General features: G+C 34.0%; 19 protein-coding genes. 8 read left to right on the forward strand and 11 right to left on the reverse strand.

The features are described from left to right. Positions 1-9: 9 nt before the first annotated feature. The gene (locus BC781_RS02395; RefSeq protein ID WP_158281375.1) at positions 10-705 is read right to left on the reverse strand and encodes a methyltransferase domain-containing protein; all 696 of its coding nucleotides are present in this window, start codon (positions 703-705) and stop codon (positions 10-12) included. Positions 706-1,013: 308 nt separating this feature from the next. On the opposite strand from BC781_RS02395, the gene BC781_RS02400 reads away from it, so the two are divergent. Continuing rightward, a complete protein-coding gene (locus tag BC781_RS02400; RefSeq protein ID WP_109615650.1) occupies positions 1,014-1,814 on the forward strand; it encodes a T9SS type A sorting domain-containing protein in 801 nt (266 codons plus the stop codon). Positions 1,815-1,899: 85 nt separating this feature from the next. Here BC781_RS02400 and BC781_RS02405 read toward each other — a convergent pair whose 3' ends face one another. After that, on the reverse strand, positions 1,900-2,838 hold the full coding sequence (locus tag BC781_RS02405) for a DUF4178 domain-containing protein (RefSeq protein WP_109615651.1): 939 nt from the start codon (positions 2,836-2,838) through the stop codon (positions 1,900-1,902). A gap of 150 nt (positions 2,839-2,988) precedes the next feature. Between BC781_RS02405 and porX the strand changes: the two genes are divergently transcribed. Next, positions 2,989-4,551 carry a T9SS response regulator signal transducer PorX gene (porX, locus tag BC781_RS02410; RefSeq protein WP_109615652.1) on the forward strand — a complete coding sequence of 521 codons (1,563 nt, stop codon included), beginning with the start codon at positions 2,989-2,991 and terminating at the stop codon, positions 4,549-4,551. A gap of 71 nt (positions 4,552-4,622) precedes the next feature. Here porX and dnaJ read toward each other — a convergent pair whose 3' ends face one another. From dnaJ to lysA, 5 genes are all read right to left on the reverse strand, one after another. Then, entirely contained in the window at positions 4,623-5,780 is a 1,158-nt protein-coding gene (gene dnaJ / locus BC781_RS02415) for a molecular chaperone DnaJ (RefSeq protein ID WP_109615653.1), read from the reverse strand. 53 nt (positions 5,781-5,833) lie between these two features. Next, positions 5,834-6,439 (reverse strand): nucleotide exchange factor GrpE, encoded by a 606-nt coding sequence (locus BC781_RS02420; protein ID WP_109615654.1) that lies wholly within the window; start codon positions 6,437-6,439, stop codon positions 5,834-5,836. A 139-nt stretch (positions 6,440-6,578) separates the two neighbouring features. Next, positions 6,579-7,772 carry a M20 metallopeptidase family protein gene (locus BC781_RS02425; protein WP_109615655.1) on the reverse strand — a complete coding sequence of 398 codons (1,194 nt, stop codon included), beginning with the start codon at positions 7,770-7,772 and terminating at the stop codon, positions 6,579-6,581. Between the two features lie 54 nt (positions 7,773-7,826). After that, on the reverse strand, positions 7,827-8,225 hold the full coding sequence (gene hisI / locus BC781_RS02430; protein ID WP_109615656.1) for a phosphoribosyl-AMP cyclohydrolase: 399 nt from the start codon (positions 8,223-8,225) through the stop codon (positions 7,827-7,829). Positions 8,226-8,303: 78 nt separating this feature from the next. After that, entirely contained in the window at positions 8,304-9,554 is a 1,251-nt protein-coding gene (gene lysA / locus BC781_RS02435; protein WP_109616566.1) for a diaminopimelate decarboxylase, read from the reverse strand. Positions 9,555-9,908: 354 nt separating this feature from the next. On the opposite strand from lysA, the gene BC781_RS02440 reads away from it, so the two are divergent. Continuing rightward, positions 9,909-11,441, forward strand: a complete 1,533-nt coding sequence (locus BC781_RS02440; RefSeq protein WP_109615657.1) for a PP2C family protein-serine/threonine phosphatase — start codon at positions 9,909-9,911, stop codon at positions 11,439-11,441. A gap of 123 nt (positions 11,442-11,564) precedes the next feature. Next, a complete protein-coding gene (gene ispF, locus BC781_RS02445; protein WP_109615658.1) occupies positions 11,565-12,044 on the forward strand; it encodes a 2-C-methyl-D-erythritol 2,4-cyclodiphosphate synthase in 480 nt (159 codons plus the stop codon). 46 nt (positions 12,045-12,090) lie between these two features. Here ispF and BC781_RS02450 read toward each other — a convergent pair whose 3' ends face one another. Next, a complete protein-coding gene (locus BC781_RS02450) occupies positions 12,091-12,597 on the reverse strand; it encodes a hypothetical protein (RefSeq protein ID WP_146201608.1) in 507 nt (168 codons plus the stop codon). Between the two features lie 342 nt (positions 12,598-12,939). Between BC781_RS02450 and BC781_RS02455 the strand changes: the two genes are divergently transcribed. Then, positions 12,940-13,218, forward strand: coding sequence for a hypothetical protein (locus tag BC781_RS02455; protein ID WP_109615660.1), 279 nt, complete (start codon positions 12,940-12,942; stop codon positions 13,216-13,218). A 22-nt stretch (positions 13,219-13,240) separates the two neighbouring features. Here BC781_RS02455 and BC781_RS02460 read toward each other — a convergent pair whose 3' ends face one another. Together BC781_RS02460 and rpoN are read right to left on the reverse strand one after the other, a co-directional pair. Beyond that, the gene (locus BC781_RS02460) at positions 13,241-13,876 is read right to left on the reverse strand and encodes a phosphatase PAP2 family protein (protein WP_109615661.1); all 636 of its coding nucleotides are present in this window, start codon (positions 13,874-13,876) and stop codon (positions 13,241-13,243) included. Positions 13,877-13,955: 79 nt separating this feature from the next. Continuing rightward, positions 13,956-15,422 carry an RNA polymerase factor sigma-54 gene (rpoN, locus tag BC781_RS02465; RefSeq protein WP_109615662.1) on the reverse strand — a complete coding sequence of 489 codons (1,467 nt, stop codon included), beginning with the start codon at positions 15,420-15,422 and terminating at the stop codon, positions 13,956-13,958. A gap of 367 nt (positions 15,423-15,789) precedes the next feature. On the opposite strand from rpoN, the gene BC781_RS02470 reads away from it, so the two are divergent. From BC781_RS02470 to BC781_RS02480, 3 genes are all read left to right on the forward strand, one after another. Next, positions 15,790-16,635, forward strand: coding sequence for an alpha/beta hydrolase family protein (locus tag BC781_RS02470; protein WP_109615663.1), 846 nt, complete (start codon positions 15,790-15,792; stop codon positions 16,633-16,635). Between the two features lie 60 nt (positions 16,636-16,695). Continuing rightward, positions 16,696-17,298, forward strand: coding sequence for an IMPACT family protein (locus tag BC781_RS02475; protein WP_109615664.1), 603 nt, complete (start codon positions 16,696-16,698; stop codon positions 17,296-17,298). A gap of 133 nt (positions 17,299-17,431) precedes the next feature. Continuing rightward, positions 17,432-17,929: a hypothetical protein gene (locus tag BC781_RS02480; protein WP_109615665.1), complete on the forward strand. Its 498-nt coding sequence runs from the start codon at positions 17,432-17,434 to the stop codon at positions 17,927-17,929. A gap of 85 nt (positions 17,930-18,014) precedes the next feature. Here BC781_RS02480 and BC781_RS02485 read toward each other — a convergent pair whose 3' ends face one another. Continuing rightward, on the reverse strand, positions 18,015-18,635 hold the full coding sequence (locus BC781_RS02485; RefSeq protein WP_109615666.1) for a histidine phosphatase family protein: 621 nt from the start codon (positions 18,633-18,635) through the stop codon (positions 18,015-18,017). Positions 18,636-18,752: the final 117 nt, after the last annotated feature.

The following is an 18,752-nucleotide window of genomic DNA, read 5'->3' on the forward strand; positions in this document are numbered from 1 at the left end:
GTTGGGCTTTTAGTTTCTTAATATGACAAGCCAACGGAAAGCCCAACACCAACTTACCTGAACACTTCTCCACCCCATCCCTTCATAAAAAACACTCAATTCTTTCTTTTTAAATGCACGCTTAACTGAAAGCTTTGCATCATACTTCGTCATATAAGACTTAGAAAAGAAGTGGGTAAGAAAAGCGATTGAGTAATAGGCGAACCAATGCCTATGTATATCATTTATAACAACGCCAAATGTAGCACCAGACTGCCATTTCTTAATCAAGCTTTCTAATTCAATTGAGTTAAAATGATGGAGAAATAATGTCGATATAATAATATCACAATTCATTGAATTCTTCTCAAATACGTTTTTAACAGAAAATTCAATATCATGACCTAAACTCTTGCTTTTAGCATATGCTATTACATGCGGATTTGCATCAATACCGACTAATTTCAATCTTTCAAACTCTCCTCTGAAAGATTCATCAATTAATCTCAACATTTCACCACTACCGCAGCCCATATCAACAATTACAATTTCATCATTCTTATTTCTTCCATGAAGAAGCTTCCTAACACCTCGTAACGTCGGATTATTTCCTCCTAGCCACTTATTGATAACATCTAACTCCGCAAGCGTTTGTCTTAACCCATCATCATTAATTGATAAGTCGTCCATGATTTCTTCTTCTTGAGCTCTTTCTAAAAATGACATAGTAACTGTTTGTTCAAAAATTAGAGAATTCATCTAATGTAAAAAATCACATTAGACATTAAGAATATACCAATAAAAATATTGTTGATTTAGAAATCTTTCTAAAATTTGAGTAAAAATCGGATAATCAAGCAGTAACCAATTTCAATAATCCAATTAATAATAGCATTTTATTTAGATATATCAGTTTATCTTTTATTTCGATAAAATTACTTGAGTATGGATTTTTTTATTTTTTCAGAGGAACGTATTTTTAAAAATCAATTAATATAACTTAACCTTTTTAACTACACGTTGAAATTATAGTTATGAACCAATTTCATACTAAGATTAAGCTAAAGACTATCATTTTTTCTCTACTCTTATCATTCTTAAGTAGTTCTCTGTTTGCTGCCGAAATGGTAGTTACAGGGATTTATCAGGGAACCAACTTATACATCGAAAATCCTCAGGATGAATCGGGTATATTTTGTATCACAGAGTTGTTAATCAATGATGAATTAGTGGAGTCTATTCCTAAAAAAACAGCCTTCGAATTAGACCTAAGTCATTTAGAAGAAGGTAAACCCATTACTATTAAAATCTTTCATCACACCCATTGTCAACCTAGATTACTCAACCCAAATGCAATTCAGAAAAAGGGATTTTTCGAATTTGTAAAAATTGATGCAGACCAAGATTTCTTATCATGGGAAACAACTGGTGAGTCTCTAAATGGTGTTTTCTATCTTCTGAAGTTCGAACACAACGAGTGGAAAAACCTTAAAGTCCTTCCAGGAAAAGAAAGTGATAGAAATAACCTTTATCAAGCAGAGGCCTCACATCACTCTGGTGTAAACCGTTACAAAATCAAATACCTTGAAAACTCTGGTAAAATCCACTTCTCTAATGAAATGGTTTTTGAAGCTGAGAACGAAAAAGTTACATTTTACCCGAAAAGAGTTAATGAAGAATTAAACTTCTCTCACCCTGTAAAGTTTCGTATTCTTGACAAACACGGGAAAGAAATTTCAAAAGGAAACGGAATCAAAGTGGATTGTAAAAATCTAAATAGTGGAATGTATTACGTTTGCTTTGATAACCAAACAGAAAAATTCTTCAAGAAGTAACAAGATTTCAGTTAGATTTTTCCAATCACAAAAAACTCTCATCTAAATATAATTAGATGAGAGTTTTTTTTATATCAGCGCCATTTTACCGAATTGAAGCAGGTAATAAATCTGAAAATCTTTCTTCAAGCTCAAGCATTCCATGATAAGCAGTGAGTTGACTTTTTCCAATTTGCTCAAGTCTAATAAAACTCTTCCGATCATCATCCCAATAAATCCAAACCTTACACTTCTCCGATTTTGTGATTGAATTTTCAGCTTTAAAATAAAGACCTTGAAGACCTGGTTCTCTATAATATTGTTTTCCTTTGAATGGTAATATATTTGGAGGTACTTTATCTTCTTCCAATTTCTTCAATATGTCGGCATCAATTTTAAATAGATTTTCTGGTTTTGCAAACGCTACCTGCAGGTGTTCTCCTATTCTTTTCCAATACACAAACGCTGTCTCGATACCTGACATAACACTCAAACATCTTTCAGACTCGGCATTTTCATAATCAAATTGAGCTTCTGAAATGATCGCCCATGTCTTGAGATCGAAGTCAAAAAGATCTTTCGTCTTTAATTGATCAATAGTGATTCTTGATGGATCAAAGTCATGATCTCTCCGAATATTTCTAGGATTAAATGCTGAGGTATACACAGAAGAAGTCGATCTTTCACCTTTTTTCAAATGATAGTTATGCTTGACAAGTAATTCTGTTAGGGTCTTACGTGCTATTCGTTTATTTTCTTTCCTTACCAAAAAAGGTAAAATAGGTAATGCAATCAACCATCCTATACCAAATCCACCAAATAAAGTAAGCCAAAAAACTAACTGAATAACCCAATTATTCAAATACCCAAAACTTCCTCCAACAAGTACATGGAAAAAGTACACCCCAAAAATTGTCTTTCTTCTTTGCTGATAAAGAACTCTAAACTCTTTCTGAATCCCCTCAGGCAACTTTAAAATTGTTTTAACAATACTTTGAGGTAAATCTTCGAGCTCTTGATATAACTGGATGTTTGATTCATTCATAAAAAGTACATTGATTTAAGTAGGTATTTTTAATTATTACTCCCTGCTTTGGTAAAACGTTTCAACTCCTAATGCTTTTTCTGTATATTTCCTTTCAAAAATACCTTAATCTCCCCGATTCAACGGTTTTGTTAAGCATAAAAATCAACCATGACAAATCAAAATTATAACATTCTTTGGGCTGACGATGAAATTGATTTATTGAAGCCTCATATTTTATTCTTAGAGCAAAAAGGTTGTTCTATTACTCCTGTTAATTCGGGAGGCGATGCCGTTGATTTATGTCAATCTACATTTTTTGATCTAATTTTTCTAGATGAAAATATGCCTGGAATGACCGGGCTTGAAACATTAGAAGCCATCAAGCAATTCAGACCAAACACTCCTGTAGTTATGATCACTAAGAGTGAAGAGGAATACATCATGGAGGAAGCTATTGGGGCTAAAATTGCAGATTATTTAATCAAACCAATTAATCCTAGCCAAATTCTATTGTCTATTAAAAAACTTCTTGACACAAAAAGAATCGTCACTCAAAAGACAAATTTAAGCTATCAACAAGAATTTCAAAGCATTAGCAGTGCTATTGGCGATGAACTAGATCATGAAGATTGGGCTGATTTATATAAAAAACTAATTCATTGGGATTTAGAAATTAATCAGACTGAACACAAAAGCATGGGCGATGTAATGCAAATGCAAAAAACAGAAGCAAATGTAAACTTCACCAAATTCATTAAAGCTAATTATTTAGATTGGATTACTGGTGATAATGAAGAGAAACCTATCTTTTCTGATCAATTAATTAAGGAAAAAGTTATCCCACATCTTTCGGATGAAAGGCCTTTATTCTTTTTCTTAATTGATAACCTCCGTTTGGATCAATGGAAAGAATTAGAACCTCTTATTTCAGAGTACTTTACTTTTGAAGAGGACACTACTTACTTCTCTATTCTTCCAACTACAACATCATATGCCAGAAATGCCATATTCGCAGGAATGTCACCATTAGACATTAGTCAAAAATTGCCAGAATATTGGGTGTCTGATAATGAAGAAGAGGGGAAAAACAACTATGAATCTGAATTGCTAGGGCTACAACTCAAAAAATACAGACCACAAACAAAGTATTCTTACAATAAAATTATTCATACTCAGCAGAGTAAACAGGTTTTGGAAAGCCTTCCAAACTTGATGAATAACGACTTAAATGCAATTGTCATCAATTTTGTAGACATGCTATCTCATGCCCGTACAGATCTGCAAATGATGAAAACGTTAGCTCCTGATGAAGCGGCATATCGTAGTCTTACAAAATCGTGGTTTTTGCATTCAATTTGGTTTGAAATGCTTAAGTTTTTAGCCAATAAAGATGTTGAAGTGATCATTACTACAGATCATGGAACGGTTCGTGTTCAGAAACCACAGAAAATTGTTGGCGATAGAAATACAAATACTAACCTTAGATATAAGCAGGGAAAAAGTCTGAATTACGATCGTAAACATGTGTTTGGAGTAGCAGACCCTGAAGAAATTGGTCTACCGAAGCAAGAAGTCTCTTCTTCATATGCTTTTGCGTCTGAAGATCAATTCTTCGCTTACCCAAACAACTATAATCATTATGTGAAGTACTACAAAGATACATTCCAACATGGCGGTATTTCTCTAGAAGAAATGATAATCCCTTTTGTTAGAATGAAACCAAAGAATTAATACCACAAAAAAAGAGTCATCCTAAAATGCTATTTAGGATGACTCTTTTGTATATGCTTTCTTCAAGAATTCTACTTGAATGAATTCTTAATCTTCTCGAAGAATCCTTCTTCTTTTTTCCCTTGCTTGTGAGGGTCAAAGTTTGGAGAATCCTTTAAGCCTTCAAGAATATCTCGTTCCTCTGAAGAAACCTTTGTAGGAGTATAAACATTCACATGAATCAATTGATCACCGTGCCCATATCCATTGATTTCTTTGATTCCTTTTCCTCTCAAACGAAGAACTTTACCACTTTGCGTACCTGGTTCAATTGGAACTTTTACTTTTCCATTGATAGTTGGAACCTCTACTGAAGTACCTAATACAGCATCAACAAAGCTGATATGAAGATCGTAATGAACATTTACTCCATCACGAATTAGTTCTTTCTCCTCAACTTCTTTGATCACAATTAGTAGATCACCAGCAACACCACCACGTTTCGGCATGTTACCTTTACCACTCATTGTCAGTTGCATTCCTTCAGTTACACCTGCAGGAATTTTAATATTTAGAACTTCTTCTTTGTAGACACGTCCGTCTCCGTTACAAGTCTCACATTTAGATTCTACGATTTGACCTTCTCCTTCACAAGTAGGACATGTTTGCGTAGAAACCATCTGACCTAGCATGGTATTGACAACTTTTCTAGTTTGTCCTGTACCATTACAAGTATGACAAGTTTTTAGTGAAGAACCATCTTTTGCTCCATTACCATTACAAGTAGGACAGGTAACGTATCTTTTAATCTTAACTTTTTTCTCAACACCATTGGCAATTTCTTCCAATGTTAGCTTTAGAGTGATTCTAAGGTCTGAACCTTTACGAACACGACGACCGCCTTGACCACGACCGCCACCTCCGAAGAAATCACCGAATCCACCTCCGAATCCGCCGCCACCAAAGATGTCTCCGAAATGAGAGAAGATATCATCCATGTTCATACCACCAGCACCAAAATCGCCATCTACACCTTGGTGTCCAAACTGGTCGTAACGTTGTTTTTTATCAGCGTTACTCAACACTTCATAAGCTTCAGCAGCTTCTTTAAATTTCTCTTCCGCCTCTTTGTCACCAGGGTTTTTATCTGGGTGGTATTTGATTGCAATTTTTCTGTAAGCCTTCTTAATTTCGCTTTCAGAAGCATCACGACTCAAACCTAATACCTCGTAATAATCTCTCTTAGCCATTTATCTGTTGATTATGAATATCTTTTTGGGAGTTGAAAAGTAATATGTTAGCCCTATGCTCCAACAACTACTTTTGCATATCTAATTACCTTATCATTTAGAGTGTAACCTTTCTCGATTACATCCACAACTTTACCTTTAAGATCGTCTGATGGTGCAGGAATCTGTGTAATAGCTTCGTGGATATCCATATCGAAGTCTTTTCCTGTACTATCTTCTATTTCTTTAAGACCTTTACCCTCTAATTGTTTGGCAAGTTTTGATTTGATAAGGTCTAAACCTTCCATAATCTTCTCGCCTTCCTCGGTTTCAGTCTTCGTATTTTTTTGAGCTCTTTCGAAGTCATCCAAAATAGTAAGCACATCCTTGATCAATTCTTCATTAGCGTTTTTGATCAAGTCTAATTTTTCTTTGGATGTTCTACGTCTATAGTTTTCAAATTCTGAATAAAGACGTAGATATTTATCTTTCATCTCACCTAATTCTTGCTGCACTTTTCCCAATTCCTCTTCGTTTGATGATACTTCCGCAGTTTCTTGCTCCTCAACATTATCGGTATCTTGATCTTCAGCTGTAGTTTCCTCTACTTGATTTTCTACCGTATCTTCTTGATTAATTTCCTGTTCTGGATTCAAGTTTTCGTTCTTATCTTCTGCCATTGGTTCGTATCGATTTAATTACTTACTATGCTCATGGCATAACAAAATTATTGCCAAGCACTTTATTATGTCATCATGACATCAATGCTCGGCAATAAATTTCAAATACTAAGACATAATTGCATTTTTTATGACACATTTACAGTTGTTCCAATTCAGAAACTGCCAAGTATGCCATTAGGCCTGCTCCTATTTCTAGGGCTGACTCGTCTATATCAAAAGTAGGTGTATGAACTCCTGAAACAATCCCTTTTTCTTCATTCCTTGTACCTAATCTATAGAAACAAGCATCCATCTCTTGTGAAAAGAATGAAAAATCTTCCGCAGCTAACCACAAATCCAAATCCACAACATTTTCTTCGCCCATATAATCTATAGCGGCTTCTTTTGCTCTTGCACTCATAGCTGGCTCATTAATCAAACACGGGTATCCTTTCATGATATTTATTTCAACTTCACCACCCATGCTTTCTGCAATACCCTCTGCCATTTTTTTAATTTTGACATGAGCATCACCTCTCCACTCCTCATTCATTGTACGGAAAGTACCTTCTACTTTTACCTCATTAGGGATAACATTTGTAGCTCCTTCTGCAATGACTTTTCCAAAAGAAAGCACTGAAGGAATTTTTGGGCTACAGTTTCTACTAATGATTTGTTGTAATGCAACAATAATGTGAGAAGTAATCAATACAGGGTCAATATTCATTTCTGGGATTGCACCATGACCTCCTTTACCTTTCACAGTCATATAAATTTCATCTGCACTAGCCATGTACATCCCTTGTCTAAATCCTACTTTTCCTACAGGAATAAGAGGCATGACATGCTGTCCGAAGATTTTTTGTGGTGCTGGATTTTGCAGAACACCATCTTTGATCATCAATGAAGCTCCACCTGGCAATTTTTCTTCTCCTGGTTGGAAGATCAATTTTACAGTTCCTTCAAACTCATCTTTAACTTGATTGAGAATATATGCAGCACCTAAAAGAGAAGAAGTATGAGCATCATGCCCACAAGCATGCATCACGCCTTCATTTTTTGATTTGTAAGAAACATCATTTGCCTCATGAATTGGAAGTGCATCCATATCAGCTCTTAGTGCAATTACTTTTTTATCAGGGTTTTTCCCTTTAATCAATCCTACGACTCCTGTATCTGCAACTCCTTCTTGCGTTTCGATGCCATAAGCTTTTAATTCTTCAGCTACGAATTTTGCTGTTTGTGTTTCTTTAAAAGAAAGTTCTGGATTCGCATGCAGATGTCTTCTGATATCGATTACTTTATCCAACCTTTCTTTTGCTATATCTCTAATTTTATCTCTCAAGCTCATAATTATTCTTGTTTTTATGATGAAAACAATCTCATATGAAAGTTAAAAAAATACTTACTTCTCTATGAATTCAAGTTCTCCCTCTTCCTCAGTCAAATTCATTTTTCGGTAGAAACACGAAGTTCGTGCAGTCCCTTTTTTACTTTTGGTATGACATGCACCACGTCCTTCTTTCTCTACGATATAAATTATTGCATCTTGATCACAATCCACTCGGATCTCTACAACTTTCAATGTATCTCCCGAAGTTAATCCCTTCGTCCATAGCTCATTTCGCGAAGTACTCCAAAATGTTGCATATTTTGAACGAAGAGTTTCCTCAAAAGCTTCCTTGTTAGCATAACCCAACATTAGAATTTCTTTTGACTTCACTTCCTGCACAACAACAGGCAATAGTCCATTTCTCTTTTCGAACTGTAAACTAAGAATATCTCCTTCTTCTAGTTTATTCATTTTGTTAGAATATTTACAGATACTTAAAAAATGATGTATAATAAAGCCCTTTCCAAAAAGAAAGGGCTGCTATTTTTTTTATTGTTGAACTGTTTCAGACTCGAAGAAATCAACCTGATTTCTTACAATATCATCCATAGTCTCTCTTTTCCTTATCAATCTTGCCTCTCCTTTGTAAATAAGAACCTCTGCAGCTCTGAGTCTTGAGTTGTAGTTATTACTCATCATAAAGCCATAAGCCCCTGCATTTTTTATCGCAAGGATATCTCCTTCATGAACTTCATTCAACTTTCGATTATGACCAAAAGTATCTGTCTCACAAATATATCCTACTACATCATAGATACGTTCCTTACCCTTAGGGTTACTGATGTTTACAATATGGTGATAAGCATCGTACATCATTGGACGAATTAAATGATTTTGTCCAGCATCTACACCTACAAAAACAGCTGCTAAACCATGTTTGATCACATTGGTTTCTACAAGCAGTAAACCTGATTCACTCACCAAGTATTTACCAGGTTCGAACCAAAGCTCAAGTTCTCTACCATAAGATTTACAGAAGCTTTTGAAAGCATCCCCTAACACTTTACCAACTTCCTCAATATTTGTGGTAACGTCACCTTCTTTGTAAGCAACTTTAAATCCACTACCCAGATCGATAAATTCAAGATCATCAAAACCTTCAGTTGCTTCAAATAATACATTTGCAGCTTGTAAGAATACTTGGCTATCCAAGATATCTGACCCTGAGTGCATATGTAAACCGACAACTTTGATATTATGATTCTCTACCACTTTTCTAACATGTGGCATTTGGAAAACCGAAATCCCAAACTTTGAACCGATATGACCTACTGAAATTTTTGAATTTCCTCCAGCCATAATATGAGGATTCACTCTGATACAACAAGGAACTGATGAGCCATAATGATTTCCAAATTGCTCCAAAATGGAAATATTATCAATATTGATCATAACTCCTAACTCAACCGCTTCTTGAATTTCTTCAAAAGAAACACAGTTAGGTGTAAATATAATTTGATCTGGAGTAAAACCAGCTAATAACGCAAGTTGAACTTCTTGGATGGAAACCGTATCAATATCTGAGCCTAGCTTTTTGAAAAGCTTTAAAACACTAAGGTTTGTCAACGATTTACAAGCGTATTTCACCTTAAGATTGATTCCATCAAACGCATTCTTCAATCGATTATATTGTTGCTCCATTTTATCTCCGTCATAAAGATAAAGTGGGCTACCATGTGTTTTTACAATATCAAGTACATTTAGTCCTTGGATTTCATACTGACCGTTCTGCGCGTTCAACTCCATTTTATTCTGATCTATTTATAATTCAATAATTGAGTTTTCTAAAAATTTTGTATCCAAATTTATATCATTTTTCATAAAACGAATAAATAAGGGTGAAAAATTATCAAATTTATAAAAAAGCTGTTACAAGCCATTTTACATATAACACAAAGTGTTATTTATATAACTTTACGTAATTATCTTCACAACTAGATCCCTCAAACAGATCTAGGTAAAATGAAAATGCAAACAGAAATAATGCTATTATGGCACAATTTTTTCGATATACGACGTTTCATCTATATAACTATTTTTATAAATAATTATATTTGAGCAATTTCAGATAAAGCCAATTTGAATTAACTGGACATGAACTTATTTCACAAGATTGTACTAAAAACTACCACACCATTTTTACCTAAGGGCTTAAATAATACGCACCCAAATTATTACAGTTTAATTACTGCTGTATTAATGGGTATCATTGGAACTATTTTAAATGGTCTTGGTGTATTAAACTACTACTTCCAACTTCACCTTGAATTAACATCATATTTCCTACTAGCATTAACTTTAGGGAATATTGCAGCAATTGCTTGTATTAAATATAATCTACCTAAATTTTTAACAGTTAATTTAGCATGTTCTATAGCGTTCTTCTCAGCTATAGGTATGACATTAGAAACAGGAGGCACAACTTCTCCTAATGTATTACTATTAGCTGCAGTCCCAGGATATGGTTTTTTATTAGGCGGAAGAAAATCAACAATCTTTTGGTTTATTTCTATAATTACTTTTTTCGGTATTTTTGATAATATCATTACATCACTCAACATTGAATTAAAAACGGTAATTTTAGATCCTGAAGAAAATCAATTACTCTTCATTAATAACTTCTTAGGTATCATAGTTTGGTTAATTGTTACACTTTTTATTTTCAATCAAGGAAACTTACTTGATAAAAAAGAAATACAAAAACAGTCTGATCAAATTGAAAATCAATATGAGGAGCTGATGGAATCTTCTGAAGAAGTAAACGCAGCAAACCAACAACTGAATCATCAGAATAATCAAATTATTTCTAGTATAAACTACGCTCAGCGTATTCAAAGTGCACTTTTGCCTAATGAGGAGAAAATGAAAGTCTATTTACCAGAAACTTTCATTATCTATAAACCAAAAGATATTGTAAGTGGAGACTTTTACTGGTTTAACCATATTGATGGCAACTCAATTTTAATTACTGCTGACTGTACAGGGCATGGTGTTCCTGGAGCCTTTATGTCAATCATTGGCTACCAATTATTACAAGAAATTGTTTTAATGCGTAAAATTATAGCTCCAGACAAAATCTTAAAGACTCTACGTTACCGTCTTCCTATGCTATTAAAACAAGATTCAAACGAGAATCAAGATGGTATGGATATAAGCGTAACAGTAATCAATCATCAAGATAATACTGTTCATTTCTCAGGAGCTAAATCAAACTTGGCTTACTTGAAAGATGGAAAAGCTCACCTACTTAAAGGAGATTCAATTACAATTGGTGGACATTCTATTCAACGAAAAGTCAAAAATAACTTCAAAATTCACGAGCTAAGCCTTAATGAAATAGATTCAATGTATCTATTCACAGATGGTTTCCAAGATCAATTTGGAGGGAATGAGAACAAGAAATTCTTAAGAAAGAATATTTTAAAAGCTCTTGAGGAAGTCGCGCCATTAAATATGGAAGAACAAAAGACTGAGTTATTGAAAAAATTAATCAGTTGGAAAGGAAATAGAAATCAAACAGATGATATATTATTCATAGGTATCCCATCTGATAAGGTCGCTCAGTTTACTACAAAGCATAAAACAACAATGGTGAAAGAACCAGAAGATCTTGTAACAATATTATAAGCTTTATGAAATGACTTCATAATGAAAGTTCAAAAGTTATTCTTTTGAACTTTTTTTTATTCTCTAAAATGAAACTCCATTCTCTTCAGATTTTTTACTTTTGTTTTAAATAAACATTGAAATATGAAAATTAGAGTAGGACAAGGATACGACGTACACACTTTAGCTGAAGGAGAATCTTTATGGTTAGGTGGAATTAAGCTTGAACACACTCATGGCCTAGTAGGTCATTCTGATGCAGACGTACTAATACATGCGATTTGTGATGCTATTTTGGGAGCAGCAAATATGAGAGATATTGGTTACCACTTTGCTGATACAGATCCCGAATTTAAGGGCATTGACAGTAAGATATTGTTAAAAGATGTAATGAAGTTAATTCGTGAGGAAGGATACGAAGTTAGTAATGTAGATAGCACGATTGTAGCTCAACGTCCAAAAATAAATCCACATATCCCTGCTATGAAAACATGCCTTTCAAAAGTTATGGGCTTAGACGAAAACGATATTTCGATAAAAGCTACTACATCTGAAAAAATGGGTTTTGTAGGCCGTGAAGAAGGTATGGCAGTACACTCTGTTGCACTGCTTATAAAAAAATAATCAATTTGTACGGCTTCATCCTCTTGATACACTCAGGAGGATTTTTTTATATCTTTTGAAGAATTTCATTCCCCACTTCCTTCACTCTCAAGCTCCCCCATATCATCTGATTTCTGATACTAGAAATTGCAGTTTGTCTTGAAAAATCATTTTTATTGATTAACTCAGACAAAGTGTACATACAGTTGATTTTAACTGTATCTTCTGAAATTGAAGAACACAACCAAAAACAAAGCAGCTCAACAATAAATAGTTTTTCTTTAACAGAGAAGTTTAGATTTTTTAGAAGTGATGCCCACAATTCTTTTTGGATTTGAGTATTAACTCTTGGTAAACGACGAATTAGTTCTTCTTTTAATTCATAATCTAAATCTTTTTCATCACTCCAATAATTAGAAAGATACTTAGCACAATCTCTCAATTGGCTCTCATCTTGAACCGTAAATAAAATACGAACACAATCAACCTCTTCAGGTCTTTCCTCTTCTATTCCCTGATTGATCTCCTCATTCAAACTTTCTTGGATTTCACTTTTTTGTTCCTTTAGCATCATTATGTAGTTGCAAGATTTGGGGAAAAGGCAAAAGAATACAGATGTTTTTAAAAAAAATTACTGTAAACGCTTTTAAAATAACACATGAAATTTATGAATTTTTTTGATTAAAAAAAACCATATAATGCAACTATTTATTCCTATGGTTCAATTCAACTATATTTTATCCAATCCAAACCCCTAAAAAGCACAAATAAAGTGTACTAAATACATGATTATCAATACATTAATTCAGAATGGATTTCTTTTATTTTCTACCTAAGTCACTATATTTGTACATATTAATATCTAATTAAACTCTTTAACATCAGAGTTCAGTCTAATCATCTACCACTTTATAACATGCAAAAAGAATCGAATCAACTCATCGAGCAAGCTTGTGTAGAAGCTCTAGAAAAATTCAAAAAAACCAAGAAGAATGATTATACGCCAATCATCGAAAAAATAGAATTCCTACTTGGTAGCTATCGCTATGACAGAAACCCTGTTGGCTTATATGAGGTAGCAGAAGAGTCATTAAGTGAATTCAAGAAAATGAGACAAAAAAATGCTAGATCAGTAGCAAAAAAGTTAGTTGAAAATTTAAATAAAGCAATCTCAACTAGAGAAGCTTTAAACTAGACTTTAATGTTTTGAGTGGGCTTTAGCCCCTCAAAACATTAAATAAATACACGCCTAAAAAACCGCTTACGAAACCGAAAAAAGCCCCATACCAAACTTGTTTAAGGGTATGTACTTTCAAAAGTAACCTCGAACTCATTACGAAGCCTGAAATAATCAGTAATACCATCATTAAGTAAAAACTGTGGTAACTTTTTAAACCATAACAAACTATTTCTGCTAAGAAAATACCTAAGAGTCCTGTTATAGAGGTTGAATGTGCACTGATTTTGAAAAATACATTCGAGAAATTAAGGACTAAAAGAACCAAACTAATACCAGCAAAACTTGCAGACACCATTCCCCCTACTTTCATTACCTCAGAGAACGAATAGAGTAAGCCTAAATTAATAAAAAGCATCATTAAGTAAGGTAACCTCCGTTCTTCCCGAGCAGGCATTTGTAAGCTCTTCACAATACCAACTTTGTACATAAACCATATCCAAAGCAGTGGTAAACATATACTGAAAACAAAAATAAACCCCAAGATGAACCACATCCCTTTTTCATTGATCAGCAATGCGAAATCATAGAAATAGAATAGCATAGCCGTCATCCATAAGGGCATGAATATAGGATGAAGAATATAGGAGAGTAATTTTGCTAATTTATTTTGCATACTACATAAAAGAAAAAGACTGAACTGAGTATCAAAACCACTCAGTTCAGTCTTTGGTTTGAAAATAATCTCAACTAAACTATAACTTTTTTCTCAATCTTGCCACAGGCATACCCATTTGTTCTCGGTATTTTGCAACAGTCCTTCTTGCAATGTTATAGCCTCTAATTTTAAGTAATTTTTCTATCTTCTCATCAGAAAGAGGCTTACGCTTATCCTCATCATCTATGATGTTCTTAATAACGTGTTTCACCTCCTTACTACTCACTTCTTCTCCCGTATCAGTAGAAATACTCTCAGAAAAGAAATACTTCAATTGGTAGATCCCTAAATCGGTTTGTACAGCTTTACTGTTCGCTACACGAGAAACCGTAGAAATATCCATATTGATGATTTCTGCAATATCTTTAAGAATCATAGGCTTCAGTCTTCCTTCATCACCTGAAAGGAAAAATGGTTTCTGATAATCTACAATTGCATTCATTGTCTTTAAAAGTGTTTCCTGACGTTGACGAATTGCATCAATAAACCATTTCGCAGCATCCAACTTTTGCTTAACGAAGGTTACCGTTTGTTTCATCTTACGATCCTTTTTCTCACTCTTCTCATAAGAGTCAATCATTTCTGCATAAGATCTACTGATTTTTAATTCTGGAGCATTACGAGAGTTTAGACTGACTTCTAACTTTCCATTAATCTCCTTTACAATAAAATCAGGCGTTATGTATTGTGTTTTGGCATAAGATGATGTAAACCCACCTGGCTTAGGTGTCAGCTTCAAGATTACATCGAAAGCCTCTTTCAGTTCTTCATCGGTTACACCTAACTTTTTCTGGATTTTAGTAAAGTGTTTCTTTTTAAACTCTTCAAAGGTTAATAGAATTACCTTCCTAGCTATTTTAGTTATCTTGTCATTCTGGGGTCTTCGCTGAAGCTGGAGATCAAGACATTCTTGAAGGTCACGGGCGGCAATACCTGCTGGTTCGAAAGTTTGTATCTTTTTGAGGATATCTTCTACTTCATCTAGGTTTGTATCTATGTTTTGGAGAAAGGCAAGATCATTAACGATAGCCTCTAACTCTCTACGGATATAGCCATCATTATCAATACTACCTACAAGTTGTTTCCCAATCACCAATTGCCTTTCATCTAACTTCAAAAAGCCCAACTGGTCCATTAGGTTATCCATTAATGATTCTGACATAGCGATAGGCATATCTCGGTCTTCTTCATCACCTGAAGGACCGTCTCCTTGCATTTTATAGCCGCCAGCATCATCATAATTGGCATATTCTTCTAAACTGATATCTTCAACTTCATCAAAATTTTCATCATCAGCACTATCTACAGTTTCTTCGTACTCAGAAGTCTCTTCTTCTGAATAAGTCTCGTCCTCTTTTCCTTCTTCTAAAGCAGGATTTATTTCCAACTCCTCTTCAATTCGGGTTTGTAGCTCTGCTGTAGGTATCTGCAATAGTTTGATAAACTGTATCTGCTGAGGAGATAAGTTTTGTCTTAAACTCTGAGTTAAATTTAATTTTTGCATACCTAATATTATTTGGTTTAGCTTTTGGGTAAATGAAAACCAAAAAGCCTTTAACTGTTAATCAAATACGGTTCAAAAAATGAAAGGTTTGAGTTAAGTGATAAATTAACCTCTCTAATTTCTTCCAAAAAATAGTAAATTATTTTGAGCCCACATAAAATCATGCCAAAAAAATATATGAATGTATATTTTTTTGAAAAATGCTTGTTATTTCAATTTATTCAGCTTAAAAGACAGTTCGTGAAATTACAGAAACACAATGTTTACAACCTAACTTAAACCTCTCATTTTAGTAAAAATCAAATATTCCTTTCAAAATGGATATGATTGATTTAGCTTTAACTATATCTGGTAAAATTTGATTGTTATGCTGAAGAAAGTTGAATTTATTCTTAACTCACCGAAAAATGATAAGCGTTTCCTACTTGATGCTCGTTGGAAAGAAAATTCAAAGAAAAAACCTTTAATCATTTTCACACATGGTTTTAAAGGCTTTAAAGACTGGGGCGCTTTTGATATCATTGCTGACCAGTTTGCCGAAAAGGGATATGTTTTCCTAAAGTTTAATTTTTCCAATAACGGGACAACTTTAGACTACCCTTATGAAATTACAGACTTCCATAGCTTCGCAAGAAATACATTTACGAAAGAGTTAAATGATTATGATACTATTCTTGAATATCTGAATAGTGAGTCTTGTTTTATTCCTAATATAGATTTAGATAAAATTTATCTTGTGGGTCATAGCAGAGGTGGAGGCATTGGACTTTGTCTTACAGCTCAAGACCCTCGAATCAAGAAACTCGCTACTTGGGCATCGGTTCCTTCTTTAAATCGTTTTTTCACAAAAGATCAATTAGAAAAATGGGAAAATGAAGGTGTTATTCATGTTTTAAATGGAAGAACACAAGAGCAACTGCCACTTCATTATGAACTTGTAGAAGACTTTGAAGCTAACAGAAATAAGTTAGACCTTGATATTCTTCTCCCAAAAATAAATGTTCCTACGCTTGTTATCCACGGAGATGAAGATGAAACAGTTCCTGTGCAGGCAGCTGATTTAATCGTTAGTCATTGCCCGACTGCAGAAAAGAAAATAATCAAAGGAACAGGTCACACTTTTGGCGTTGCACATCCTTTTGAGGAATCAGAATTACCATCAACAATACAAGAAGTTGTTGATCTCACCATCGGATTTTTCGATAAAGTCTAAGTAGACTCACAATTTTTTGTACTTTTGTGTGCTTAAGTATTAAGAAAAAGCCAATTAAATATGGAAGATTCATATTTGACCATAGAGGGAACATCAGAAGGATTATATAAAGAGAAAGGAAGTAAGTTCTTGGCTTTCGCTTATCGGGTTCGATCTGAAGAAGAAGTTCGAGAGATTGTTCAAGGTTTACGTAAGACTTATTATGATGCTCGTCATTGGTGTTATGCCTATATACTTGGAGCTGACAAAAAAAAGTTCAGGGCTAATGATGATGGTGAACCAGGAAACTCTGCTGGTGCTCCAATTCTTGGACAAATTCGTTCGAAAGAATTAACGGATACTTTAGTAGTTGTTGTCCGTTATTTTGGGGGAACAAAATTAGGTGTTTCAGGTTTAATTAATGCCTACAAAACATCTGCTGCAGAAGCTCTTGAAGAAGCGGATATCATTGAAGAATTCTTGATGAAGACGATCAAAGTAACCTTCGAATATCCTTTGATGAATGAGGTGATGAAAGTTGGTAAAACATTTGATCTTGACTTCGGAAAACAAACCTTTGATACCGAATGCCATATCGAATTTATGGTTAGAGAGAAGCTTTTTGATCAAGTTTTTGCAAAACTAGATGATATAGATGGAGTTAGAGTGAATATTTTAAGCTAGTTCACCAAAAATTCAAGGAATAAATTGTTCTCTTTTTGAACCTTTTGATTAATTTCCTCCATTCTAAGAATGTAAACAGGTCTTCGGACAAAAATGATATAGTTACTTTGGTTATTTCCATTTGAGTAGCAAAATGAATTACACTTTAGATGCCGTTAAAAAAGCCCTTCAAGAGAGTGGGCAAGCTTTCATTTATCGCAAAGATGCTGATAACGACGAAAGCCAAGTAAATTTCCTTTTCGTTGGTGAATATGAAGGAAAAGAAGTTCTTTTCGATTCTTTCATGTACATCTTAGAGATGGAGTTCTTTTCTGAGATTTATGAGGAAGCTGTAACCCTTACAGTAGAACAATTCCCTAAGTATGATGGAATGGACTTCAATGCTTTGGAAGGAGAGCATATTGATGCAATGGAACAAATTGCAGCTGAACTTGCGAAAGATGATGAGTACAAGGTTCAAGAACTTTTAGAAGTTGAGCCAAACATCGAAGATTCATCTATTGTAAACTTAGATATTTGTCTAAACCGTCCTGAAATCACAGAAAAAGACGTACAAGAATTCATCAATTCGTTTAAGTCTCCTGAAGGCGTAAAACTTGATGAAACGCTTTATGCTTTTGATATGGACTAATTGATATAATCAAAATATGAAAGCCCTCATTACTTTAGCAAAAGTTAAAGCGATGAGGGCTTTTGTTTTTCTAATTGATACTTTTTTAGAATCTGTATTCACCCAAAAAAGCTCTTTCATTCATCGAAACAATGACATATGCACCATTCACAATCTTAACCACATTCAGACAGCCATTTCCTTGAATAACCTTCCGATAAGCACTTAAGGGTAAACCTAAAAACTCCAACATCAATAATCTATTCACACAATCATGTCCAATTAACACTACCGTTTCACTCTCGTGTGATTTCTCAATTTTCTGAATAATATTTCTTGCCCGAACTTGTACATCTTGCAACGATTCACCATCCTCAAATACATATCTCTCGGGATGCTCCAACCACATCAACCATTGGTCCGGATGCTTTTCTCTAAATTCTTTATGCAATTTAGCCTGCCATATTCCGTAGTCAATATCCACTAACAATGGTAGTTGTTGACTTTGTAACTCAAATGTATCCGCTATATATTTCCCAGTATTGATTGCTCTATCAAAAGGACTAGTGTACAATGTTGAAGGCTGCCAATGACTACCAATGTAACGCCCTAACATTTGAGCCTGACGCTGCCCTTTTTCATTTAATTCTATATTTGCGCGACCACTAAAATAGTTATTCTTATTCCAATCCGTTTCACCATGTCGTGCTAACAAAATTGTTGTCATATCATCTCTGTTTGATATGTCAGTAAGCTAAAATACTTTCTTATAGTTCCTCTATTTGAATTACTGAGCTTGAAGATTTTCACATTCACATTTAATACAATTTTTCGTGATTAAGCT

Source organism: Sediminitomix flava (assembly GCF_003149185.1).
Taxonomy (GTDB): Bacteria; Bacteroidota; Bacteroidia; order Cytophagales; family Flammeovirgaceae; genus Sediminitomix; species Sediminitomix flava.

What these genes read in the sequence shown, in the direction of transcription:
- BC781_RS02395 (WP_158281375.1), bottom strand. Translation starts at nt 705, where the DNA reads ATGTCATTTTTAGAAAGAGCTCAAGAAGAAGAAATCATGGACGACTTA.
- BC781_RS02400 (WP_109615650.1), top strand. Translation starts at nt 1,014, where the DNA reads ATGAACCAATTTCATACTAAGATTAAGCTAAAGACTATCATTTTTTCT.
- BC781_RS02405 (WP_109615651.1), bottom strand. Translation starts at nt 2,838, where the DNA reads ATGAATGAATCAAACATCCAGTTATATCAAGAGCTCGAAGATTTACCT.
- porX (WP_109615652.1), top strand. Translation starts at nt 2,989, where the DNA reads ATGACAAATCAAAATTATAACATTCTTTGGGCTGACGATGAAATTGAT.
- dnaJ (WP_109615653.1), bottom strand. Translation starts at nt 5,780, where the DNA reads ATGGCTAAGAGAGATTATTACGAGGTATTAGGTTTGAGTCGTGATGCT.
- BC781_RS02420 (WP_109615654.1), bottom strand. Translation starts at nt 6,439, where the DNA reads ATGGCAGAAGATAAGAACGAAAACTTGAATCCAGAACAGGAAATTAAT.
- BC781_RS02425 (WP_109615655.1), bottom strand. Translation starts at nt 7,772, where the DNA reads ATGAGCTTGAGAGATAAAATTAGAGATATAGCAAAAGAAAGGTTGGAT.
- hisI (WP_109615656.1), bottom strand. Translation starts at nt 8,225, where the DNA reads ATGAATAAACTAGAAGAAGGAGATATTCTTAGTTTACAGTTCGAAAAG.
- BC781_RS02440 (WP_109615657.1), top strand. Translation starts at nt 9,909, where the DNA reads ATGAACTTATTTCACAAGATTGTACTAAAAACTACCACACCATTTTTA.
- ispF (WP_109615658.1), top strand. Translation starts at nt 11,565, where the DNA reads ATGAAAATTAGAGTAGGACAAGGATACGACGTACACACTTTAGCTGAA.
- BC781_RS02450 (WP_146201608.1), bottom strand. Translation starts at nt 12,597, where the DNA reads ATGATGCTAAAGGAACAAAAAAGTGAAATCCAAGAAAGTTTGAATGAG.
- BC781_RS02455 (WP_109615660.1), top strand. Translation starts at nt 12,940, where the DNA reads ATGCAAAAAGAATCGAATCAACTCATCGAGCAAGCTTGTGTAGAAGCT.
- BC781_RS02460 (WP_109615661.1), bottom strand. Translation starts at nt 13,876, where the DNA reads ATGCAAAATAAATTAGCAAAATTACTCTCCTATATTCTTCATCCTATA.
- rpoN (WP_109615662.1), bottom strand. Translation starts at nt 15,422, where the DNA reads ATGCAAAAATTAAATTTAACTCAGAGTTTAAGACAAAACTTATCTCCT.
- BC781_RS02470 (WP_109615663.1), top strand. Translation starts at nt 15,790, where the DNA reads ATGCTGAAGAAAGTTGAATTTATTCTTAACTCACCGAAAAATGATAAG.
- BC781_RS02475 (WP_109615664.1), top strand. Translation starts at nt 16,696, where the DNA reads ATGGAAGATTCATATTTGACCATAGAGGGAACATCAGAAGGATTATAT.
- BC781_RS02480 (WP_109615665.1), top strand. Translation starts at nt 17,432, where the DNA reads ATGAATTACACTTTAGATGCCGTTAAAAAAGCCCTTCAAGAGAGTGGG.
- BC781_RS02485 (WP_109615666.1), bottom strand. Translation starts at nt 18,635, where the DNA reads ATGACAACAATTTTGTTAGCACGACATGGTGAAACGGATTGGAATAAG.